General features: G+C 44.8%; 19 protein-coding genes. 14 read left to right on the plus strand and 5 right to left on the minus strand.

What is annotated here, in order from left to right:
• From H7R39_RS11470 to H7R39_RS07630, 9 genes are all read left to right on the plus strand, one after another.
• Positions 1–132, plus strand: coding sequence for a hypothetical protein (locus H7R39_RS11470; protein ID WP_267455014.1), 132 nt, complete (start codon positions 1–3; stop codon positions 130–132).
• 86 nt (positions 133–218) lie between these two features.
• Positions 219–1277 (plus strand): SDH family Clp fold serine proteinase, encoded by a 1059-nt coding sequence (locus tag H7R39_RS07595; protein WP_004320299.1) that lies wholly within the window; start codon positions 219–221, stop codon positions 1275–1277.
• 4 nt (positions 1278–1281) lie between these two features.
• A complete protein-coding gene (locus H7R39_RS07600; RefSeq protein ID WP_185898681.1) occupies positions 1282–2025 on the plus strand; it encodes a TerB family tellurite resistance protein in 744 nt (247 codons plus the stop codon).
• Between the two features lie 309 nt (positions 2026–2334).
• Entirely contained in the window at positions 2335–3873 is a 1539-nt protein-coding gene (gene purH, locus H7R39_RS07605) for a bifunctional phosphoribosylaminoimidazolecarboxamide formyltransferase/IMP cyclohydrolase (RefSeq protein ID WP_185898682.1), read from the plus strand.
• Positions 3874–4079: 206 nt separating this feature from the next.
• Positions 4080–4265, plus strand: coding sequence for a peptide ABC transporter ATP-binding protein (locus H7R39_RS07610; protein WP_122873751.1), 186 nt, complete (start codon positions 4080–4082; stop codon positions 4263–4265).
• Between the two features lie 5 nt (positions 4266–4270).
• Positions 4271–4471: a hypothetical protein gene (locus tag H7R39_RS07615; protein WP_185898683.1), complete on the plus strand. Its 201-nt coding sequence runs from the start codon at positions 4271–4273 to the stop codon at positions 4469–4471.
• A 28-nt stretch (positions 4472–4499) separates the two neighbouring features.
• Positions 4500–4838, plus strand: coding sequence for a hypothetical protein (locus H7R39_RS07620; RefSeq protein WP_185898684.1), 339 nt, complete (start codon positions 4500–4502; stop codon positions 4836–4838).
• 8 nt (positions 4839–4846) lie between these two features.
• A complete protein-coding gene (locus H7R39_RS07625; RefSeq protein WP_185898685.1) occupies positions 4847–6049 on the plus strand; it encodes a peptidase M50 in 1203 nt (400 codons plus the stop codon).
• On the plus strand, positions 6046–6339 hold the full coding sequence (locus tag H7R39_RS07630; RefSeq protein ID WP_185898686.1) for a metal-sulfur cluster assembly factor: 294 nt from the start codon (positions 6046–6048) through the stop codon (positions 6337–6339). Before H7R39_RS07625 ends, H7R39_RS07630 begins: the two co-directional genes overlap by 4 nt.
• An 805-nt stretch (positions 6340–7144) precedes the next feature.
• On the opposite strand, the gene ftsZ is transcribed toward H7R39_RS07630, so the two are convergent.
• The 4 genes from ftsZ to H7R39_RS07650 all read right to left on the minus strand — a co-directional run bounded on the left by ftsZ (position 7145) and on the right by H7R39_RS07650 (position 11940).
• A complete protein-coding gene (gene ftsZ / locus H7R39_RS07635) occupies positions 7145–8293 on the minus strand; it encodes a cell division protein FtsZ (protein WP_185898687.1) in 1149 nt (382 codons plus the stop codon).
• 17 nt (positions 8294–8310) lie between these two features.
• Positions 8311–9744, minus strand: coding sequence for a cell division protein FtsA (gene ftsA, locus H7R39_RS07640; protein WP_185898688.1), 1434 nt, complete (start codon positions 9742–9744; stop codon positions 8311–8313).
• Between the two features lie 22 nt (positions 9745–9766).
• A complete protein-coding gene (locus H7R39_RS07645) occupies positions 9767–11230 on the minus strand; it encodes a peptidylprolyl isomerase (RefSeq protein ID WP_185898689.1) in 1464 nt (487 codons plus the stop codon).
• Between the two features lie 122 nt (positions 11231–11352).
• Positions 11353–11940 (minus strand): class II aldolase and adducin N-terminal domain-containing protein, encoded by a 588-nt coding sequence (locus H7R39_RS07650; protein WP_185898690.1) that lies wholly within the window; start codon positions 11938–11940, stop codon positions 11353–11355.
• A 54-nt stretch (positions 11941–11994) separates the two neighbouring features.
• Here H7R39_RS07650 and rsmH point away from each other — a divergent pair, with 54 nt between their 5' ends.
• Together rsmH and H7R39_RS07660 are read left to right on the plus strand one after the other, a co-directional pair.
• On the plus strand, positions 11995–12927 hold the full coding sequence (rsmH, locus tag H7R39_RS07655; RefSeq protein ID WP_185898691.1) for a 16S rRNA (cytosine(1402)-N(4))-methyltransferase RsmH: 933 nt from the start codon (positions 11995–11997) through the stop codon (positions 12925–12927).
• Positions 12917–13201 (plus strand): hypothetical protein, encoded by a 285-nt coding sequence (locus H7R39_RS07660; RefSeq protein WP_122863615.1) that lies wholly within the window; start codon positions 12917–12919, stop codon positions 13199–13201. Before rsmH ends, H7R39_RS07660 begins: the two co-directional genes overlap by 11 nt.
• Here the strand turns inward: H7R39_RS07660 and H7R39_RS07665 are convergent, their stop codons facing one another.
• Complete coding sequence (locus tag H7R39_RS07665) at positions 13202–13711, minus strand: hypothetical protein (protein ID WP_185898692.1); 510 nt, start codon at positions 13709–13711, stop codon at positions 13202–13204.
• A 130-nt stretch (positions 13712–13841) separates the two neighbouring features.
• Between H7R39_RS07665 and H7R39_RS07670 the strand changes: the two genes are divergently transcribed.
• The 3 genes from H7R39_RS07670 to H7R39_RS07680 all read left to right on the plus strand — a co-directional run bounded on the left by H7R39_RS07670 (position 13842) and on the right by H7R39_RS07680 (position 15658).
• Positions 13842–14696, plus strand: a complete 855-nt coding sequence (locus H7R39_RS07670; RefSeq protein ID WP_185898693.1) for a D-amino-acid transaminase — start codon at positions 13842–13844, stop codon at positions 14694–14696.
• 163 nt (positions 14697–14859) lie between these two features.
• Entirely contained in the window at positions 14860–15333 is a 474-nt protein-coding gene (locus H7R39_RS07675; protein WP_185898694.1) for a DUF523 domain-containing protein, read from the plus strand.
• Position 15334: 1 nt separating this feature from the next.
• A complete protein-coding gene (locus H7R39_RS07680; protein WP_185898695.1) occupies positions 15335–15658 on the plus strand; it encodes a hypothetical protein in 324 nt (107 codons plus the stop codon).
• The last annotated feature ends 142 nt before the right edge of the window (positions 15659–15800 follow it).

Below are 15800 nucleotides of genomic sequence, written 5' to 3' on the forward strand. Positions count from 1 at the left end.
TTGACGCCCGATTTTGGCACGGCAGGTTTAGCCGAACTAAATTTGAGCGGCGTAAATTTGACGCTTGCTAAATTTAGCTTGCCTCGGCGATATTCATCCGCGCGCTTTGGCGTCAAATTTGATCAAATTTAAGTAGCTCGCGATGATGATCTGATATCTCGACGAGCTTGCAGGCGACCGTAAAAGTAAAATTTAATACGAATTTGAAAGGAAAGTAGATGTCTTGGAAAGACTTTTTAAACAACAAAGAAGAAGAACAGCCGCAAAAGGAGGGCAGAGGAATGGATCAAAAAAGCGTAGCTAAGCCGCCGGTGCTATTTAGCGAGACTCAGCAGGTACTAAAGGCGGTCGAGGCCAAACTGGGCGGCACGCTCATCACCTACTACAACTCAAACGCGGGCAGCGTCTGCGGCAACGACGCGAGCGCGATGTATGAAATTTTAAAGGGCAAAAAGATAGAAAACGCGTTTTTGTTTATCAAAAGCGACGGCGGCAGCGGTATCGCAGCACTTCGTATTATTAGCACCCTTAGAAACTACTGCAAAAACATCACCGCGCTCATCCCGGCTAACTGCGCGTCGGCCGCGACGATGATGGCGCTTGGCGCAAACGAGATCGTGATGGGGCCGCTAGCGTATCTAACCGCCGTCGATACCTCGCTAAAGCACGCGATGAGCCCGATAGATAACGGCAACGAGCGCGTTAGCGTGTCGATGGACGAGCTAAACCGCGTGATAAAGCTGTGGAAAATGCACGAAAAAGACAACGACGAAAACCCGTATAAATCGCTATATAACTACATCCATCCGCTGGTTTTCGGCGCCGTAGACCGCGCTAGCTCGCTCTCGCTTAAGATTTGCTGCGAGCTTTTGCGCTATCACATGAACGACGAGGCAAAGATCCAAAACATCTCCGAGCGCCTAAACAGCGACTACCCGGCGCATGATTATCCGATACTTTTCCGCGAGGCCGAGGAGATCGGACTGCACGTGCAAAAGATGGACAACGAGCTAAACGAGATGCTTCAGGAGCTTACGCTTCTTTACTCCGAGATGGGACAGCGCGCGTTTACCGACTACGACGAGAACAGCTATCACGACAACAACATCGCAAACATCATCGAGGCAAACGGCAAGCAGATTTATTATCAGATCGACAAAGACTGGTTCTACCGCCCCGACGAGCGCCGCTGGAACGTGATGAACGACGAGAGCTCGTGGCGTAAAAACGAGCTAGTAGGCGGCAAACTCAAAAATACAATTTATCATTTATGGTGATATTTTGAATTTTATTTTTTGGTTTTTGATCTTTTGCGGGATTTACTATCTGGTCACAAATTTTAGCCAAAATCCCGCAAATTTAGGTGGCTCGCGAAAACGGGCGATGTTTGAAGAGGCTAAATTTCTAGTTAGCCTGCTCGCCAAAGTCGCCAAAAGCGACGGCAGGGTAAATGAGCTAGAGGCTCGCCTCATCAGCGAGACGCTAGACGATATCACGCTAAGGCTCGGTAACGACGCAGCGATGAGAGCGGAGCTAAAGCAGATCTATAACCGCGAAAAAGAGACGGTGCATAATGCCTATTTTATCGCGCGGCAGTACAGAGATCGCTTCCGTCTTGGCCAAGACGCCGCGGCCGCAAAGATATCGTTTTTGTTAAATTTAGCCTACATAGACGGCGAATTTAGCAAAAGCGAGCGCAATATCATCGAGCAGATCGCCTCAGGATTTGGGCTTGACGAGGGTATTTTTGAAGCGATACTGGCGAGGTTTGAGGCATTTTACGATCAAAGGCAGACGCGGAGAAATCCTTACGAAATGCGTACGAAAAGCCCGTACGCAGTGCTCGGGCTAAAAGAGGACGCGCCGTTTGACGAGGTAAAAAAGCGCTACCGAGAACTCGTAAAAAAATATCATCCAGATATCCTTATGGGGCGCGGCGAGAGCGAGGAGATGATAGAGAAAAGTACCAGAAAACTGCAAGAGATAAATGAGGCGTATGAAACCATAAAGCAAAGTACGACTTAGAGGCTTGTCTCGCGAGTGCTTTTGAACGAGCTTAAAATTTTCTCCCTCGATGAACTACTTGTTCTATCTTCGGTCGAAAATTTTGGCGCAACGTCCAAAATCATCTCACGATACTTCGCCTTTTAAATTCGTAAATTTTAGCCAGGTTTTTGTAAAATTCAGCCAAATTTCGGTGCGGTATTTTGAGATGATTTTTCGAGTTTTGAAGCAAAATTGAGCGTGCGCTAGGCATATAGCCTGCGGAGCGAAAATTTTGCAAAATCTCGAAAAAGCACTCAAAAGACAAGCCGGCAAAAGAAAGGAATATAAATGAGAGCATTAATCAGCGTCAGCGATAAAGAGGGGGTTGTAGAGTTTGCCAAAGGACTCGAGCGACTAGGTTTTGAGATATTAAGTACGGGCGGCACGCACAAACTGCTAAAAGAGCAGGGCGTAAAAGCGGTCGAAGTGAGCGAATATACGGGCTCGCCCGAGATGTTTGAGGGGCGCGTAAAAACCCTGCACCCAAAGATTCACGGCGGGATCTTGCACAAGCGAAACGACGTAAACCACGTGAGCCAAGCCGCGCAGCACGGCATCGGCGGCATCGATCTGGTCTGCGTAAATTTATATCCGTTTAAGCAAACCACCATCCGCACCGATGATTTTGACGAGATCATCGAAAACATCGACATCGGAGGCCCTGCGATGGTGCGCTCGGCGGCTAAAAACTTCGCTAGCGTTTATATCGTCACGAGTCCGCTTGACTATGACGAGGTTTTGCGCGTCATAGGGGGCGCGGACGAGAGCGAGAAGGCTACTTTTAGGCGAAATTTGATGATAAAAGCCTACGAGCACACCGCGGCCTACGACTCAATGATCGCAAACTATATGAACGAGCGCTTTAACGACGGTTTTGGCGAGATGAAATTTATCGCCGGTAGCAAGGTTTTTGACGCGCGTTACGGCGAAAACCCGCACCAAAAGGGCGCGCTATACGAGTTTGATTATTTTTTCAGCAACAACTTCACCGCGCTAAAAGGCGAAGCTAGCTTTAACAACATCACCGATATAAACGCCGCTTTGGCGCTAGCAAGCAGCTTTGACGCCGCTCCTGCGGTCGCCATCGTCAAGCACGCTAACGCTTGCGGTTTTGCCGTAAAATCAAATCTGCTAGAAAGCTACGTCGAAGCGCTAAAATGCGATCCCGTGAGCGCATACGGCGGAGTCGTGGCGATAAACGGCACGCTAGACCGCGCTTTGGCCGAAAAAATCAACGAAATCTACGTCGAGGTCATCATCGCCGCAAACGTGGACGAGGATGCGCTTGCGGTATTTGAAGCCAAAAAGCGCATCAAAATTTTCACCCAGGGCAATAAATTTTTACAGCGCGCAAACGACAAATACGACTTCAAGCACGTTGACGGCGGCTTTGTCTATCAGCAAAGCGATGAGGTGAAAGCTAGCGAGCTAGAAAATATGAAACTACAAACCGAGCGCGCAGCCGGCGAAGCCGAGCTAAAAGACCTCGAGATCGCGTGGAAGGTCGCGGCTCTCACGAAAAGTAACTGCGTCGTCTACGTGAAAAACAGCGCCGTAGTCGCCATCGGTATGGGTATGACTAGCCGCGTAGACGCCGCGCGTGCGGCCGTGGCCAAGGCACGCGATATGGGGCTTGATTTATGCGGTTGCGCGCTTGCTAGCGAGGCGTTTTTCCCGTTCCGCGATAGCATCGATATCGCAAGCGAGGCGGGCGTAAAAGCCGTGATACAGCCTGGCGGCAGTATCCGCGACGATGAGGTCGTAGCTGCAGCAAACGAGCACGGCATGGCGATGTATTTTACCGGCGTGCGCCACTTTTTACACTAAAATTTGATCGTTTTTGCGGCGAGGCGGCGTAAATTTGACTGCGCCGTTTCGCCGCATTGAATATTTAGCCCGCATATTGGACGGTAGCTTGACTCGTATTTGCCGATCTTACGCGAACGATATTTTCTCAAATTTGACTTGTCGGCTTTAAATTTGGACTGCGATTTGCTTGCGCTTTGGAGATTAAATTTAATTGAAAGCGATTTATGAAGCAAATTTTGATTTTCTTGGTATTTTTGGCGGGGCTTTATGCGGCCAATATCTACGTAAACGGCGAAAAGGTCGGCGGCAGCGACCAAAACTCGACCTATAACGGCGAGAGCAAAAACGAAATCCTAAAACAAGAGGGCAAAAAACAGCTCTGTAAAAAAGGCTACAAGCAGTACTGCTAGGCGTTTTGGCTCAAATTTTATGCCATTTAAAGACGCAAAATTTGCCCTTCGGCGGTCAAATTTACGCCGCCAAATTTATCTTATCTTGGAATTTCACGCCTTCAACGCTCGGGTTTCGCCGCTCAAATTTGACTCCGCGACCGATAAATTTAAAATTTAACCCCTTAAGCAAGGTCAAGACGCCCGTGCGCAAAATAAGAGTATAATTATCCAAATTTAAAACAAGGATAAAAAATGAGCGATTTTTTTAAAGGCGCCGAGCAGTTTAATACCGATGGCGCGACGGTTCCGTTTTATAGATATAGCGAAAGCGGCGTTGATTTCGTCGGCTTTGACAGCCGTCCGTGCGTACCGCCCGAGCCTATGGTAAATGCGCTGGTAGCGATCAAATTTGCAAACCAAAACACCAAAATCGTGATGGTAAATCACAAATTCCCCGCCGGACTGATCCCTAAAATTGCGGAGCAATTTGACATCGAGCGCGAGGATTTAGAGGGCGGAGCGGTCAAGATGACCTTTAGCCTAAAACAAGGCGCAGACGTCAAAAACGTAGACACAAGCCTTTGTCACTGAGATAGGCTATGCTTTTAAACACCTTTGCGCCGCCTTTTAAGCTGGTGGGCGGTTATTTTATCGCGGGCATTTGCTTTTTGATCGCGAGCATTCCCGCCTTTTTCGCGGCGGATTTTGAGACGATCGCGGGGCTTGAGACGGCGGGATTTTTACACGTGTTTTTCGTCGGCTTTGTTATGAGCATCATCATCGGTGCGCTTTATCAGCTCACTTCGGTGATTTTAGAAAAGCCGTTTTCGACGATCAAGGGCGCGGTGGCAAATTTAGTCCTTTACTGCGCGGGCGTGGCGTCGATGAGCTACGGGATGATCAGCGGTAAGACGGGCTTTTTGCACGGCGGTGGCATGGCGCTTTTTCTGGCGCTGCTGTTTTTTGGCACGACCTATATCGTTAGCTTTATGGATAATGAAAAAAAGAGCTTCACGGCGTTTATGCTCTTTGTTTCGGCGATATTTTTACTCGCGGGCATCTCGCTTGGATTTTGCCTTTTGATGATACTTTCGGGCACTTTGCCGATGGATTTTATGTTCGCACTTAAATTTCACGTCTATTTCGTGCTCGGCTTTGTTTTTTTTATTATCGTCGGCGTGGCGACCGTGCTGCTGCCGATGTTTGCCCTGGCGCACGATCTAAAATTTACGCTTAGCAAATTTTCCTTCGGATTTTATATTTTGGCGGGAGTTTTGCTCTTTTTTGGCGAGATTTACACGTACTTTGCCTTTGGGGCGGCGATCATTTGCTTTGTCGCCGAGGCGCTGCATATCCTAAAAAAGCGCGTTCGCAAGGCTTATGACTACTGGAATGTCAATATCGCTCTTTCGCTCGCCGCCTTTGTGCTGTTTTGCGCATTTATCGCGGCGGATAGATACGATATGGCGGTGTTTATGCTGATTTACGGCTTTTTGTTTGCATTTATCGCGGCTCATCTTTACAAGATCGCGCCGTTTCTCATCTGGTATCACTACGTAGCGCCCTTTGTGGGCAAGACAAAAGTGCCGCTACTAGATCAGATGATCCTTAAAAAGCCCGCATATATCGGCATCGGCTTTAACGCCATTGGGCTTGTGCTCTACGAGTTTGGAGTATGGCTAGAGATAAAATCGCTCGCGCACTGCGGCGTGGCTAGCTTGCTTGTTAGTATCGTTTTGGTCGCGATAAATATGATAAATGTTTTTAAATTTACGAAATTTGGAGTAAAGGAAGAAAAATGAAAGAAAAAATTTACGGCGCGCTCTCAAACATCGTCGATCCCGAAGTTGGTTTTGATATCGTGTCCCTGGGGCTGATTTACGACGTGGTTTGCGACGAGAACGGCAAGGCAAAGGTCACGATGACGTTATCTACGCGCTCGTGCCCGCTGCATGAGATGATACTAAGCTGGGTGGAGACGGCGGTGCTAAACGTCGACGGCGTAAAAGAGTGTGAGATAGATCTCGTGTGGGAGCCTGCGTGGAGTATCGAGATGGCGAGCGACGAGGTGAGGGCGGCGCTGGGAGCGTGATTTTGGCGTTATGCAAGGTCAAATTTAGCCGACAGCTCGGCAAAATTTGACCTCGGTTTTAATCTGTTTATAAGCTTGTTCGGGGCACGTATTGCTTTATCCGGACAAGCTCGTCTCTGTACCTAAATACGAATGATGAGCTAGATAGTGCCGGCCTTCGCGCCCGATCCTGTTTTGGGAGATATAGATGCGTTGTTGGCAAAATAAGGACCATGCAGTAGAGTGCGTAGAACAGTTTCACAAATTTGATTCAAGTTGATAACTCGCTTACTGGTTGTTGATCTAAACTTACGCAAATTTTATCGTAGTTTTGAGATAGATTTTTCAAAATACGTCGCTACGGCTTGTTTAAGTCATCTGTATTTCTTATCTTTACTAGCGCGACGGCAATCCTAGTTGCTTCTAAAGAGATATTTTAATGACAAATTTCTATTGCCGCACAGTTAATTTTAAATAGTTATGTTATTTTACTAAATTTGCTCTTGCTTGGTGATTGTATACAGGCGTAATCTTTTGTTGTGATCGTTTCGAATCGTCCTTGTTGCGAGTAAATTTAAGCTGCATATAGTAATCGAATTTAAGCTTCTCGCGATTTAAATTTTGGCTCGGAAAATAATAGTGCACAAAATCTTTGATATAGCTTTGCTTTATTGTTATCTATAAAATACTGTAGTATTTGTAGTTGGTAAAATGCATCAAACTATTTTGAAATCTTAAAAATAGAAGCTCAAATCTATGCTATTTTAGATATTCAAAAAAGCGGTATGGTTAAATTTAAAAAGGATTGGAAGCCCAATCCTTTTTATTAATCCATTTGGTTTCTGATGTAAGATGGTGTTTCGAGAACTATAGATGCTTCTTCGCTGTTGTATCCGCCGCTGACTTTTAGTCTGCTTATTCTTTGATCTAAAAATGAGTTTTTAGAATTTATTGTAGCAGGAGCAGGAGCGGCTACGGTAGGATTTTCATCCTCTCTACCCTGAAAGCCGGTGGCGATGATAGTAACCTGAACTCTGTTGTTCTCAAAGCTTTCGTCGCTCGTTGTGCCCCATATGATATCGGCATCGTCATCGACTGAATTTTGTATCAAGCACATTGCCTCTTCGATATCGCTGAAAGGAGAATCAGGGTGGTATTTAAAGTGAACTAGAACGCCCACAGCGCCGTTTATGGTGATGTCGCTTAGTAGCGGAGACTGGATGGCATTTTTGATGGCTTCTTGCGCTGCGCCTTCGCCCTCTGATTCGCCTATGCCAAGTAGCGCCATACCGCGGTGCTCCATTACCTTTTTGACGTCCGCAAAGTCGGAGTTTATATCGCTATTTCCTGAGTCAAGTACGATGGTACACATGCCGCTAACGGCACGAGCTAAAACATTATCAACTATTTTAAAACTTTCTTTGATGCCTGCTTTTTTGTCTATAAGCGCTTTTAGTCTTTGGTTTGGTATTACGACTATAGAGTCAGACTCTTTTTTGAGCTCGTCAAGGCCTTTTAGAGCTAGGTTGTAACGCTTTTTGCCTTCGAAATCAAACGGCATAGTTACGACTGCTATCGTTAGAGCGCCTATTTCTTTTGCAGCTTGCGCTACGATAGGAGCTGCGCCCGTACCCGTACCGCCGCCAAGACCAGAAGCCACAAATACGATATCTGAATACTCAAGAGCAGTTTTGATCTCCTCGTAGCTTTCCTGAGCAGCCTTGCTTCCTATGTCTGGATTCATGCCTGCGCCAAGACCCTTTGTGATCTTCTCTCCGAGCTGAAGCTTAGTAAATGCTAAAGAGCTATCTAGCGCCTTTACGTCAGTGTTGGCGACTATTAGCTCGATATCCATCTCGCCGCCTCTTTCTCTGATGATATGATTGATCATATTGCCGCCGCCGCCGCCTACGCCCACTACTTTTATCTTAGCGCCGTATGAAGGTTTTTTCTCTTCTACCATAAAGTTACCCATCTTAACTCAGTCTCCTTTTAAAATAGTTGTGTTAGTTTGTTCCAAATTTGAGAAAATACGTTTGGTTTTTTCTCTTTTTTGCTCTCATCTTCGTTTAGTTCGTCTTGCAAAGTTCTTTCGTCGTCAATTCTTAAATCGTCTATATAGTTGTCGTCCAAAACCGTTCCGTTGAAAATTTTCTCTCCATTTTCGTCGGACTTTTTGCTGTCGTCTTTGTTCTTGGATTTGGAATCGTCCACTATATTTTTTAAATTTTTATTTCTCAAGATAGCTTCGTCTTTAAAGCGCATTTTCTTTTCGGAGTCGATCTCGTAAGGCGTAAAGTAGCCTGCGCCGTACATACAAAGTCCGATCGCGCAAGAATTTGCCGGATCTCGTAAAATTTCGTAAAGCCCTTCCATCTCTTTCGGTCTTGCGATGCGAACCGGCATATTGTCAAATATAACCGAAGCAAGCTCCCTGATGCCTTCAAGCTTAGTCATACCGCCCGTGAGCACTACGCCTGCCGCTATAGAGGCTTTGTATCCGCTATCTTCAAGCATCTTAGCTAGTATCATAAGCGTCTCTTCGGCTCTTGCGTAAATTACGTTTGAGATAACGTCAAGAGATACTTCCTGTGTCTTTCCGTCGTCGTTTATCGGAGGGATTTCGACTAGCTCATTTGCTTTATTTATAAGAGAGCCGTAGCTTAGCTTTATTTCCTCAGCCTTTAAAATAGGCGTATGAAGTGCGGCAGAAAGGTCGTTTGTGATATTAGCCGAGCCGATACCTAGAAATTCGTTATATCTTATCGAATTTCCGGAATGAACCAGCATATTGCACGTGGCGCCGCCCATATCTATAAATGCTACGCCTAAATCTTTTTCATCTTGATTTAGCGTCGCGATAGCCGAAGCGTAGCTCGAAAGTACGATATTATCAGGCTCGACTCCAGCTAAATTTAACGCTTTTCTGAGGTTGCTCAGAGATGATTTCTGCGCCATTATGATATGAGTTTGCACCTCGAGCCTGCTTCCGTTCATGCCCAAAGGATCTTCTATGTGCTCTTGGTCATCTACTTTGAAATTATAAGGAAGTATGTGAAGCTTCTCGTAGTCGCTGTGGATTTGCGCTCTTCGCTCGGACTCGGACATTGAGCGGTGGATCTCTTTTATGCCGATTTCATATGTCGGTACGTTTACTACGCCGTTGCTTTCGACGCTTTTCGTGTAAGCTCCTGAGATTGACACCACTACTTTTTCATAGCGAGTGCCGGCTATCCTTTGAGCGTCTATTAAAGCGCTTTTTATTGATTTTGAAGCTAGTTCAATGTTTGTTATGACGCCCTTTTTTATGCCCTGAGTTTTTGCGGTTCCTATTCCGATTATTTTAAGCCCTGTCTCATCATGCTGTCCTATAACAGCGCAAATTTGAACGGAACCTACGTCGATGCCTAAAATTTTAGTACCCAATTCAATACCTTTTTAAAATATTTTACTTTTTACTAACGTAATATTCTACTTTATAACGCTTAGAAAGCGCACCGCTCAAATCCCTAATAAGCTCGTTATTTTTTAAGAAACCTACATTTTGAGTTATTATCTCTTTATATTCTTTCTCTTTTTCGCTGTTTGTTAGTTTTTGTTCCGCTATCTCGTAAACTACAGCCTTGTCGCCAAGCAATACATAGCCCTTTTTGCCGCCCTTTTCAAACAGGCGATTGACGAAGACGTTAAACTCGCCCTCGCTTAGCCCGCCTTCGGCTTTTACGGTATCTCTACTAACAAATCCTATATCGGTACCTTGAAATCCTTTTTCAAGCAACTCTTTTGCTTTTGCTTCTACGATTTCTTTTGTTTTTTGCTCTTTGTAAAGTTCTAAAATTTGATCCTTCGCCTCGTCAAAAGTCATTACTCTCGGCGCTACGATCTCTTTTACTTTTACTATTATATAGCCGTCTTCGTATTCAAACGGCTTTAGAGTATCGCCCTTTTTTGCTAGTTTTAGCTCATCCATCGGCAAGCTTGCATTATCTTCAAATGTAGATATCGATACGTCCGCTTGTTTCTCGTCTTTTTTGATTTTTAGATACTCTTCAAGCGCGACTTTTTTAGTTTGCTTTAGGTTGTAGTCTTTTAGGACTTCATCCTTTACAGCCTCAAAATCTTTTATCTTGTCGTCGCTACCTTTATATTCGTTTTTGTTTTCGTTGTAAAATTCTGTTAGCTCATTAGTATTTGCATCGCTTGATATAGCCGGGATAAATTTAGTATCAAGCTTAAATTCGGTCATGGTTTTGTATTCGTTCTTGTGCTCTTCCCATAGTTTTTTTACAGCGTCTTCCTCTATTTTTACTTCGTCTGCGCTAGCCTCTACGACTTGCATTGAGATCTTATCCTGCATCAAAAAGCTAGCCGTTAGCATATCTATATCTTGAGCATTTGCAGGCAAATTGAGAGCGTGTCTTAGTTTATCTAAAAGTATTACGTTTTTTAAGCTTTCTTCGTATTCACTTTCAGTAGTTCTGGCTCTTTTTAAAGTATTTTTGTAAAGCTCTTTATCAAATTTGCCGTTCGAGTGGAAATTTTGGTCTGCGATTATGTATTTTACTATATCTTCGTCATTTACGCCCAGCCCCAAGTCATCGGCGAAATTTAAAAGCATAGCGTCGTTTACTAGAGCTTCTAAGGCTAAATTTTCTATGCCTAGCTCGCTTGCTTTTTCATCGCTTAGCTGCCCGTCAAAAAGCTGGCTATAGTATGCGTGGAGTTGGCCGTATCTGTTTTGAAACTCTTGGATACTTATATTTCTATGTCCGACCTTAGCTACCGAGCTAGCTCTGCTCGCGTTTAGATCGTATGCTCCCCATCCGACGAAGCCCGCTCCGACGAAGGCTATCGTGCTCACCCAGATGGTCACGACGAGGTATTTTCTATGCTTTTGCATCCAAGTTATCATCTACTTCCTTCAAATTTATAAAAATTTTATGCATTATTTTACTGAAATTTCGTAAATATCACCTTAAAAACGTGCTTTTTATCGATAAAATTTCAAAAAAATTACTAACATTCTTAAAAACGTTAGTTGCGCTCCGACTCGTAAAGGTGCGCTACGCTTAGCAATTTGCACGTATTTTCAAGGATTGCGACGTCTTTTGCCAGCTGATACGAGGTCCTGCTATGCACGTATACGCCGTATCCTTTGATGACCATTATGTTAGTTTTATTCTCTAACATATAACGATAAATTTCTGTATCTGCGCGTTCATACCAGTCATCAAACTGTTTTGGATCATAAATCGGGATCTCGTGATGTTTGATGTAGCCGAAATAATCCCTCGGGCGAATAAAAGAATGTCCCAAAGTATAAGCCGTTAGGTATGGCGGCATGGCGTAGCAGATATATTTGGCTTCATTTATATTTTTGTATATATTTAGGTGGATGTCCGCGTCTATGCTAGCATCGTTCCAGCGGTAATCCCTTTTTGAGTTTAGCATTATGAGATCTTCTTCTTTGAGATTATCGAAAATCGTTGTTCTTTTATTTATCAAAAAAGAGTCGTGCTGAATTCTAGCCGAAATAGAGCCGTGAAAGACGCCGAAAAAGTTTTTTCTAAACATCGAAAGAGCGATGTTACTGATCTCGCTTGCGCAGTATTTTAAGTCCATTTTAACCTTTTATAAACTTTTTTTGTTATTATACACAAAAAATAAAGGCTAAATTTGAACTCCCCACACGTTCCCGTGCTACTTGATGAAGTTTTGCAAGCTTTTGCGGATATAAAAAGCGGCGCGATTGTCGATTGTACGCTCGGATACGGCGGGCATTCCAGCGCGATTTTTGAGCAAAAACAAAAAGTAAAATTTATAGCCTGCGATCAAGACGAAGAAACGATCAAAATTAGCACCGAAAAACTAAAAAAAATTTGTCAAAAAGCACAAAATTTTAAAAGTAAATTTTTAGAAATTTTGGGCAAAGTAGAGCAAGGTCAAATTCGCGGTATCCTAGCCGACATCGGCGTTTCGTCGTTACAGCTAGATAAAAACGAGCGAGGATTTGGCTTAAAAAGCGAAAATTTAGATATGCGGATGGACGCGCAGGCTAAATTTTCGGCTTACGACGTCGTAAATTCTTACAGCGCAAAAGAGCTGGAGCGTATATTTGAGAGCTATGGCGAGCTACCAAATCCCGCCAAATTTGCCGCTAAAATAGTAGAAGCCAGGCAAAACGGCGAGATAAAAAGCGCCGAACGCCTCGCGCAAATAATCGGGCTAAAGGGCATAAACGGACGTAGCGTTAGTGCGGCGACGTTAGCTTTTCAGGCGATAAGGATAGAGGTAAACAACGAGCTTGGAGAGCTGCAAAATTTGCTACAAAGCATCGAGGATTCGCAGATCGACGAGTGCGCTGTGGCGATAATCAGCTTTCATTCGCTAGAAGATCGTATCGTAAAAAATAAATTTAGGCAGTGGGCGCAAAGCTGTATTTGTCCGCCGCAGGCCCTTAGATGCATGTGCGGAGGGAATAACGCGCTGGGTAAAATCGTTAGCAAAAAAGCGGTAACGCCGTGTGCTGCCGAGATCAAGGCAAATCCGCGCTCAAGCTGTGCGAAAATGAGGATTTTTAAAATTTCAAGAGGTAAAAATGCAAGATAAAAACGAGGTTTTAGAGTTTAGCGGCGGCGAGCAAAAAAAGGAACGAAATTTAGACTACAAAACGCTAGCGACGGCGTATCTCGGGCTTTTTATCGCGCTTGCTTTGTTTTTACCTAAAATTTACATCACGAATCAAATTTATTACATCAGTCGCGAAATCGGCGATCTAAGCGGCAAACGCGACGTCTTGCTCGAAGAAAACAGAGAGCTTCGCTTGAAACTCGAGCGAATGAAATACAAAAATCAAATTTTAGACCCGCTTATTTTGCAATAACTAAACCCCGGCCTCAGACTGCGCGACTAGGCGCTCTAGGACGTACTGCTCCAGGTCCTTGCGCGGGATTTCGTTTTTTACCGCTTCGTTGTAGATCATCTCGACTTTGGTGGAGTATTTTTCGTAGCTAAAATACGGAAAATGCACGCTCCAAGCCTTTTTTATGAGCTCTTTACTCACAGCTTTTCTCGCCCAAATTTTAAACATATCAAAGCCGATAAAAACGGCCGAAGTGCCCACCACCGCGCTAACGATCGAGAGGTGAAAGTCAAGCTTAGTAAAAATATGATGCGTCAAAAGCAGCAAAACAAAAAACACGAAGAAGCACAAAAGGCCGTAAACAAGGTAAGTTCTTGCGTAGCGAAATTTAAAATTTAGCTTGGCCGGATCTACTAACATGCCTTCGTTAAAAAGGCAGTTTGCTTCGAGTAGATCGCGAAACAACACGGGTTGCTTCGATATAACGAAGATATTTTCTAGGATCAAATTTTTTAACGCGTTATTTTTCATTTTTCTGATTGTCCTTAAATTTAGCCCCAATTATATCAAAAACTTCGTAATCCAAGCTAAAATTTGGACTTAAGGCAACGCTTTTTTAAGAGTATTTGAGCTAAAATTACTTAAATTTTAAGGAGAAAAAATGAACGGAATAGTATATCTAAACGGCGAATTTATTGACGCGGCGGTGGCTAAAGTTAGCGCATTTGACCGCGGATTTATCTTTGGCGACGGCATATACGAGGTCGTGCCGGTGCTAAACGGACGGCTCGTGGATAGGGAGGATTTTTGGGAGAGATTTGAGAGGAGCCTAGCTGCGATCGAGTTAAGCTTGCCGCTTTCAAAGAGCGATTTTCAGGGCGTTTTAGAGGAAGTCGTTTGGCGGAACAACCTAAAAGAAGGCGGCGTTTACATGCAGATCACTCGCGGCGTCGCCGATAGGGATTTTAAATTTATAAAAGGCTTAAAGCCGACTTGTTTCGTCTTTTGCTACGAAAAAGATATCGTCGCAAACCCTGACGCCGCGACCGGCATCGAGGTCGTTAGCGTCGAGGATATCCGCTGGAAGCGCCGCGACATCAAGTCCATCTCGCTTTTGGCGCAGTGCTACGCCAAAGAACAAGCCGTAAAAGCCGGCGCCTACGAGGGCTTCATGGTCGAAAACGGCTTTGTGACCGAGGCTACTAGCTCGTCTGCGTTTATCATAAAAGATAACGTCCTCATAACCAAACCGCTCTCAAACGAGATTTTGCCGGGCATCCGCCGCAAAGTGATCCTTGGTTTTGCCGAAAAGGCGGGGCTAGAGATCAGACAGCGACCGTTTACGATGCAAGACGTTTACGAAGCCGACGAGGTGTTTATCTCGGCTGCGACACTACCGCTACTGCCCGTCGTCAAGGCCGACGGCAAGCCGATAAACGGCGGTAAAGTCGGCAAATACGTGCCGATGCTAAGGCAAATGTATATAGATAAGATCAAAAAAGAGGCCGGGCTTTAAGCTAAAATTTGACGTTTTGGGCCGGCTTTATATTTGTGCGAGTCGGCTCAAATTCGGCTAAATTTGACGGCAAATTTGACGAACGTTTTAAATTTGCCGTCCGAAGCGTTAGTAAATTTTGAGCGAAATAACGCTTGCCGAACTATCAAATTTGGAACCAACTATGAAAAATAAACCCAAAATTTTAATCAGCGCCTGTCTGCTCGGCGAAAACTGCAAATATAACGGCGGCAATAACGCAGACGCGATTTGCGCAGGCGAGCTTGCAAAACTTAGACAAATTTACGAGCTAATCGTCGTTTGTCCGGAGTATCTGGGCGGACTAGCGACCCCGCGCGAACCTGCCGAAATTTGCTCAAACGGACGAGTGCTAACTAAATTTAGTGGCCGCGACGTGACGGATGAGTTTCTTTTGGGTGCACAAATTTGCGCCGATATCGCCCGAGAAAACGGCTGTAAAATCGCTATTTTAAAAGAGCGAAGCCCAAGCTGCGGAAGTGGCGAGATCTACGACGGAAGCTTTACCGGGCGGCTCGTTAGCGGCGACGGTCTAACCGCGGCGGCGCTAAAAAAGCTAGGCGTTCGCATCGTCGGCGAGAGCGCGCTCGTGGAGCTAAATCTAGAAAAAGAAGCGTAAAATGGCCATGTGGATAAACGTTAAAGATATTGCAGACGGCGCGAAATTTTACGCCGGAGCGGCGATAAAGATAATGTCCACGCCGTGCGGGATTGAGGAGGGAAATTTTATCCCTGAAGGCGGGCTTGTTTACCTTGTCTCGGACAATGCTTCGGATAAGAGTTATTTTAACTGCGTCTGCCTAAGCGCAGGCGAAGAAGGGAACGTGATCTGCCGCCTCGAGCGAGAGGGTAACTGCGTGCTTGAAAGCGAGATCAAGCGGATGTTTGAAAGCAAGCTGCAAGAGGTATTTGTAAGTAAAAGCATCGAGATTGCGGTAATATAAGGTGGGAAAATTTAGTAGCTAGAATCAGGTTGATGGCGAGCGGCGAAACATTATTACAAATTTGTGCGTATCAAATTTCAAGCGCGACTTTGGAAAAATTACCGCTTGAAATTTTATCTAAATTTTTCGGTAAGATTTTCGG

The sequence above is a fragment of the Campylobacter massiliensis genome, from assembly GCF_014253065.1.
Lineage (GTDB): Bacteria > Campylobacterota > Campylobacteria > Campylobacterales > Campylobacteraceae > Campylobacter_A > Campylobacter_A massiliensis.

What these genes read in the sequence shown, in the direction of transcription:
- H7R39_RS07595 (WP_004320299.1), top strand. Translation starts at nt 219, where the DNA reads ATGTCTTGGAAAGACTTTTTAAACAACAAAGAAGAAGAACAGCCGCAA.
- purH (WP_185898682.1), top strand. Translation starts at nt 2,335, where the DNA reads ATGAGAGCATTAATCAGCGTCAGCGATAAAGAGGGGGTTGTAGAGTTT.
- H7R39_RS07610 (WP_122873751.1), top strand. Translation starts at nt 4,080, where the DNA reads ATGAAGCAAATTTTGATTTTCTTGGTATTTTTGGCGGGGCTTTATGCG.
- H7R39_RS07620 (WP_185898684.1), top strand. Translation starts at nt 4,500, where the DNA reads ATGAGCGATTTTTTTAAAGGCGCCGAGCAGTTTAATACCGATGGCGCG.
- H7R39_RS07625 (WP_185898685.1), top strand. Translation starts at nt 4,847, where the DNA reads ATGCTTTTAAACACCTTTGCGCCGCCTTTTAAGCTGGTGGGCGGTTAT.
- H7R39_RS07630 (WP_185898686.1), top strand. Translation starts at nt 6,046, where the DNA reads ATGAAAGAAAAAATTTACGGCGCGCTCTCAAACATCGTCGATCCCGAA.
- ftsZ (WP_185898687.1), bottom strand. Translation starts at nt 8,293, where the DNA reads ATGGGTAACTTTATGGTAGAAGAGAAAAAACCTTCATACGGCGCTAAG.
- H7R39_RS07645 (WP_185898689.1), bottom strand. Translation starts at nt 11,230, where the DNA reads ATGATAACTTGGATGCAAAAGCATAGAAAATACCTCGTCGTGACCATC.
- H7R39_RS07650 (WP_185898690.1), bottom strand. Translation starts at nt 11,940, where the DNA reads ATGGACTTAAAATACTGCGCAAGCGAGATCAGTAACATCGCTCTTTCG.
- H7R39_RS07660 (WP_122863615.1), top strand. Translation starts at nt 12,917, where the DNA reads ATGCAAGATAAAAACGAGGTTTTAGAGTTTAGCGGCGGCGAGCAAAAA.
- H7R39_RS07665 (WP_185898692.1), bottom strand. Translation starts at nt 13,711, where the DNA reads ATGAAAAATAACGCGTTAAAAAATTTGATCCTAGAAAATATCTTCGTT.
- H7R39_RS07670 (WP_185898693.1), top strand. Translation starts at nt 13,842, where the DNA reads ATGAACGGAATAGTATATCTAAACGGCGAATTTATTGACGCGGCGGTG.
- H7R39_RS07675 (WP_185898694.1), top strand. Translation starts at nt 14,860, where the DNA reads ATGAAAAATAAACCCAAAATTTTAATCAGCGCCTGTCTGCTCGGCGAA.
- H7R39_RS07680 (WP_185898695.1), top strand. Translation starts at nt 15,335, where the DNA reads ATGGCCATGTGGATAAACGTTAAAGATATTGCAGACGGCGCGAAATTT.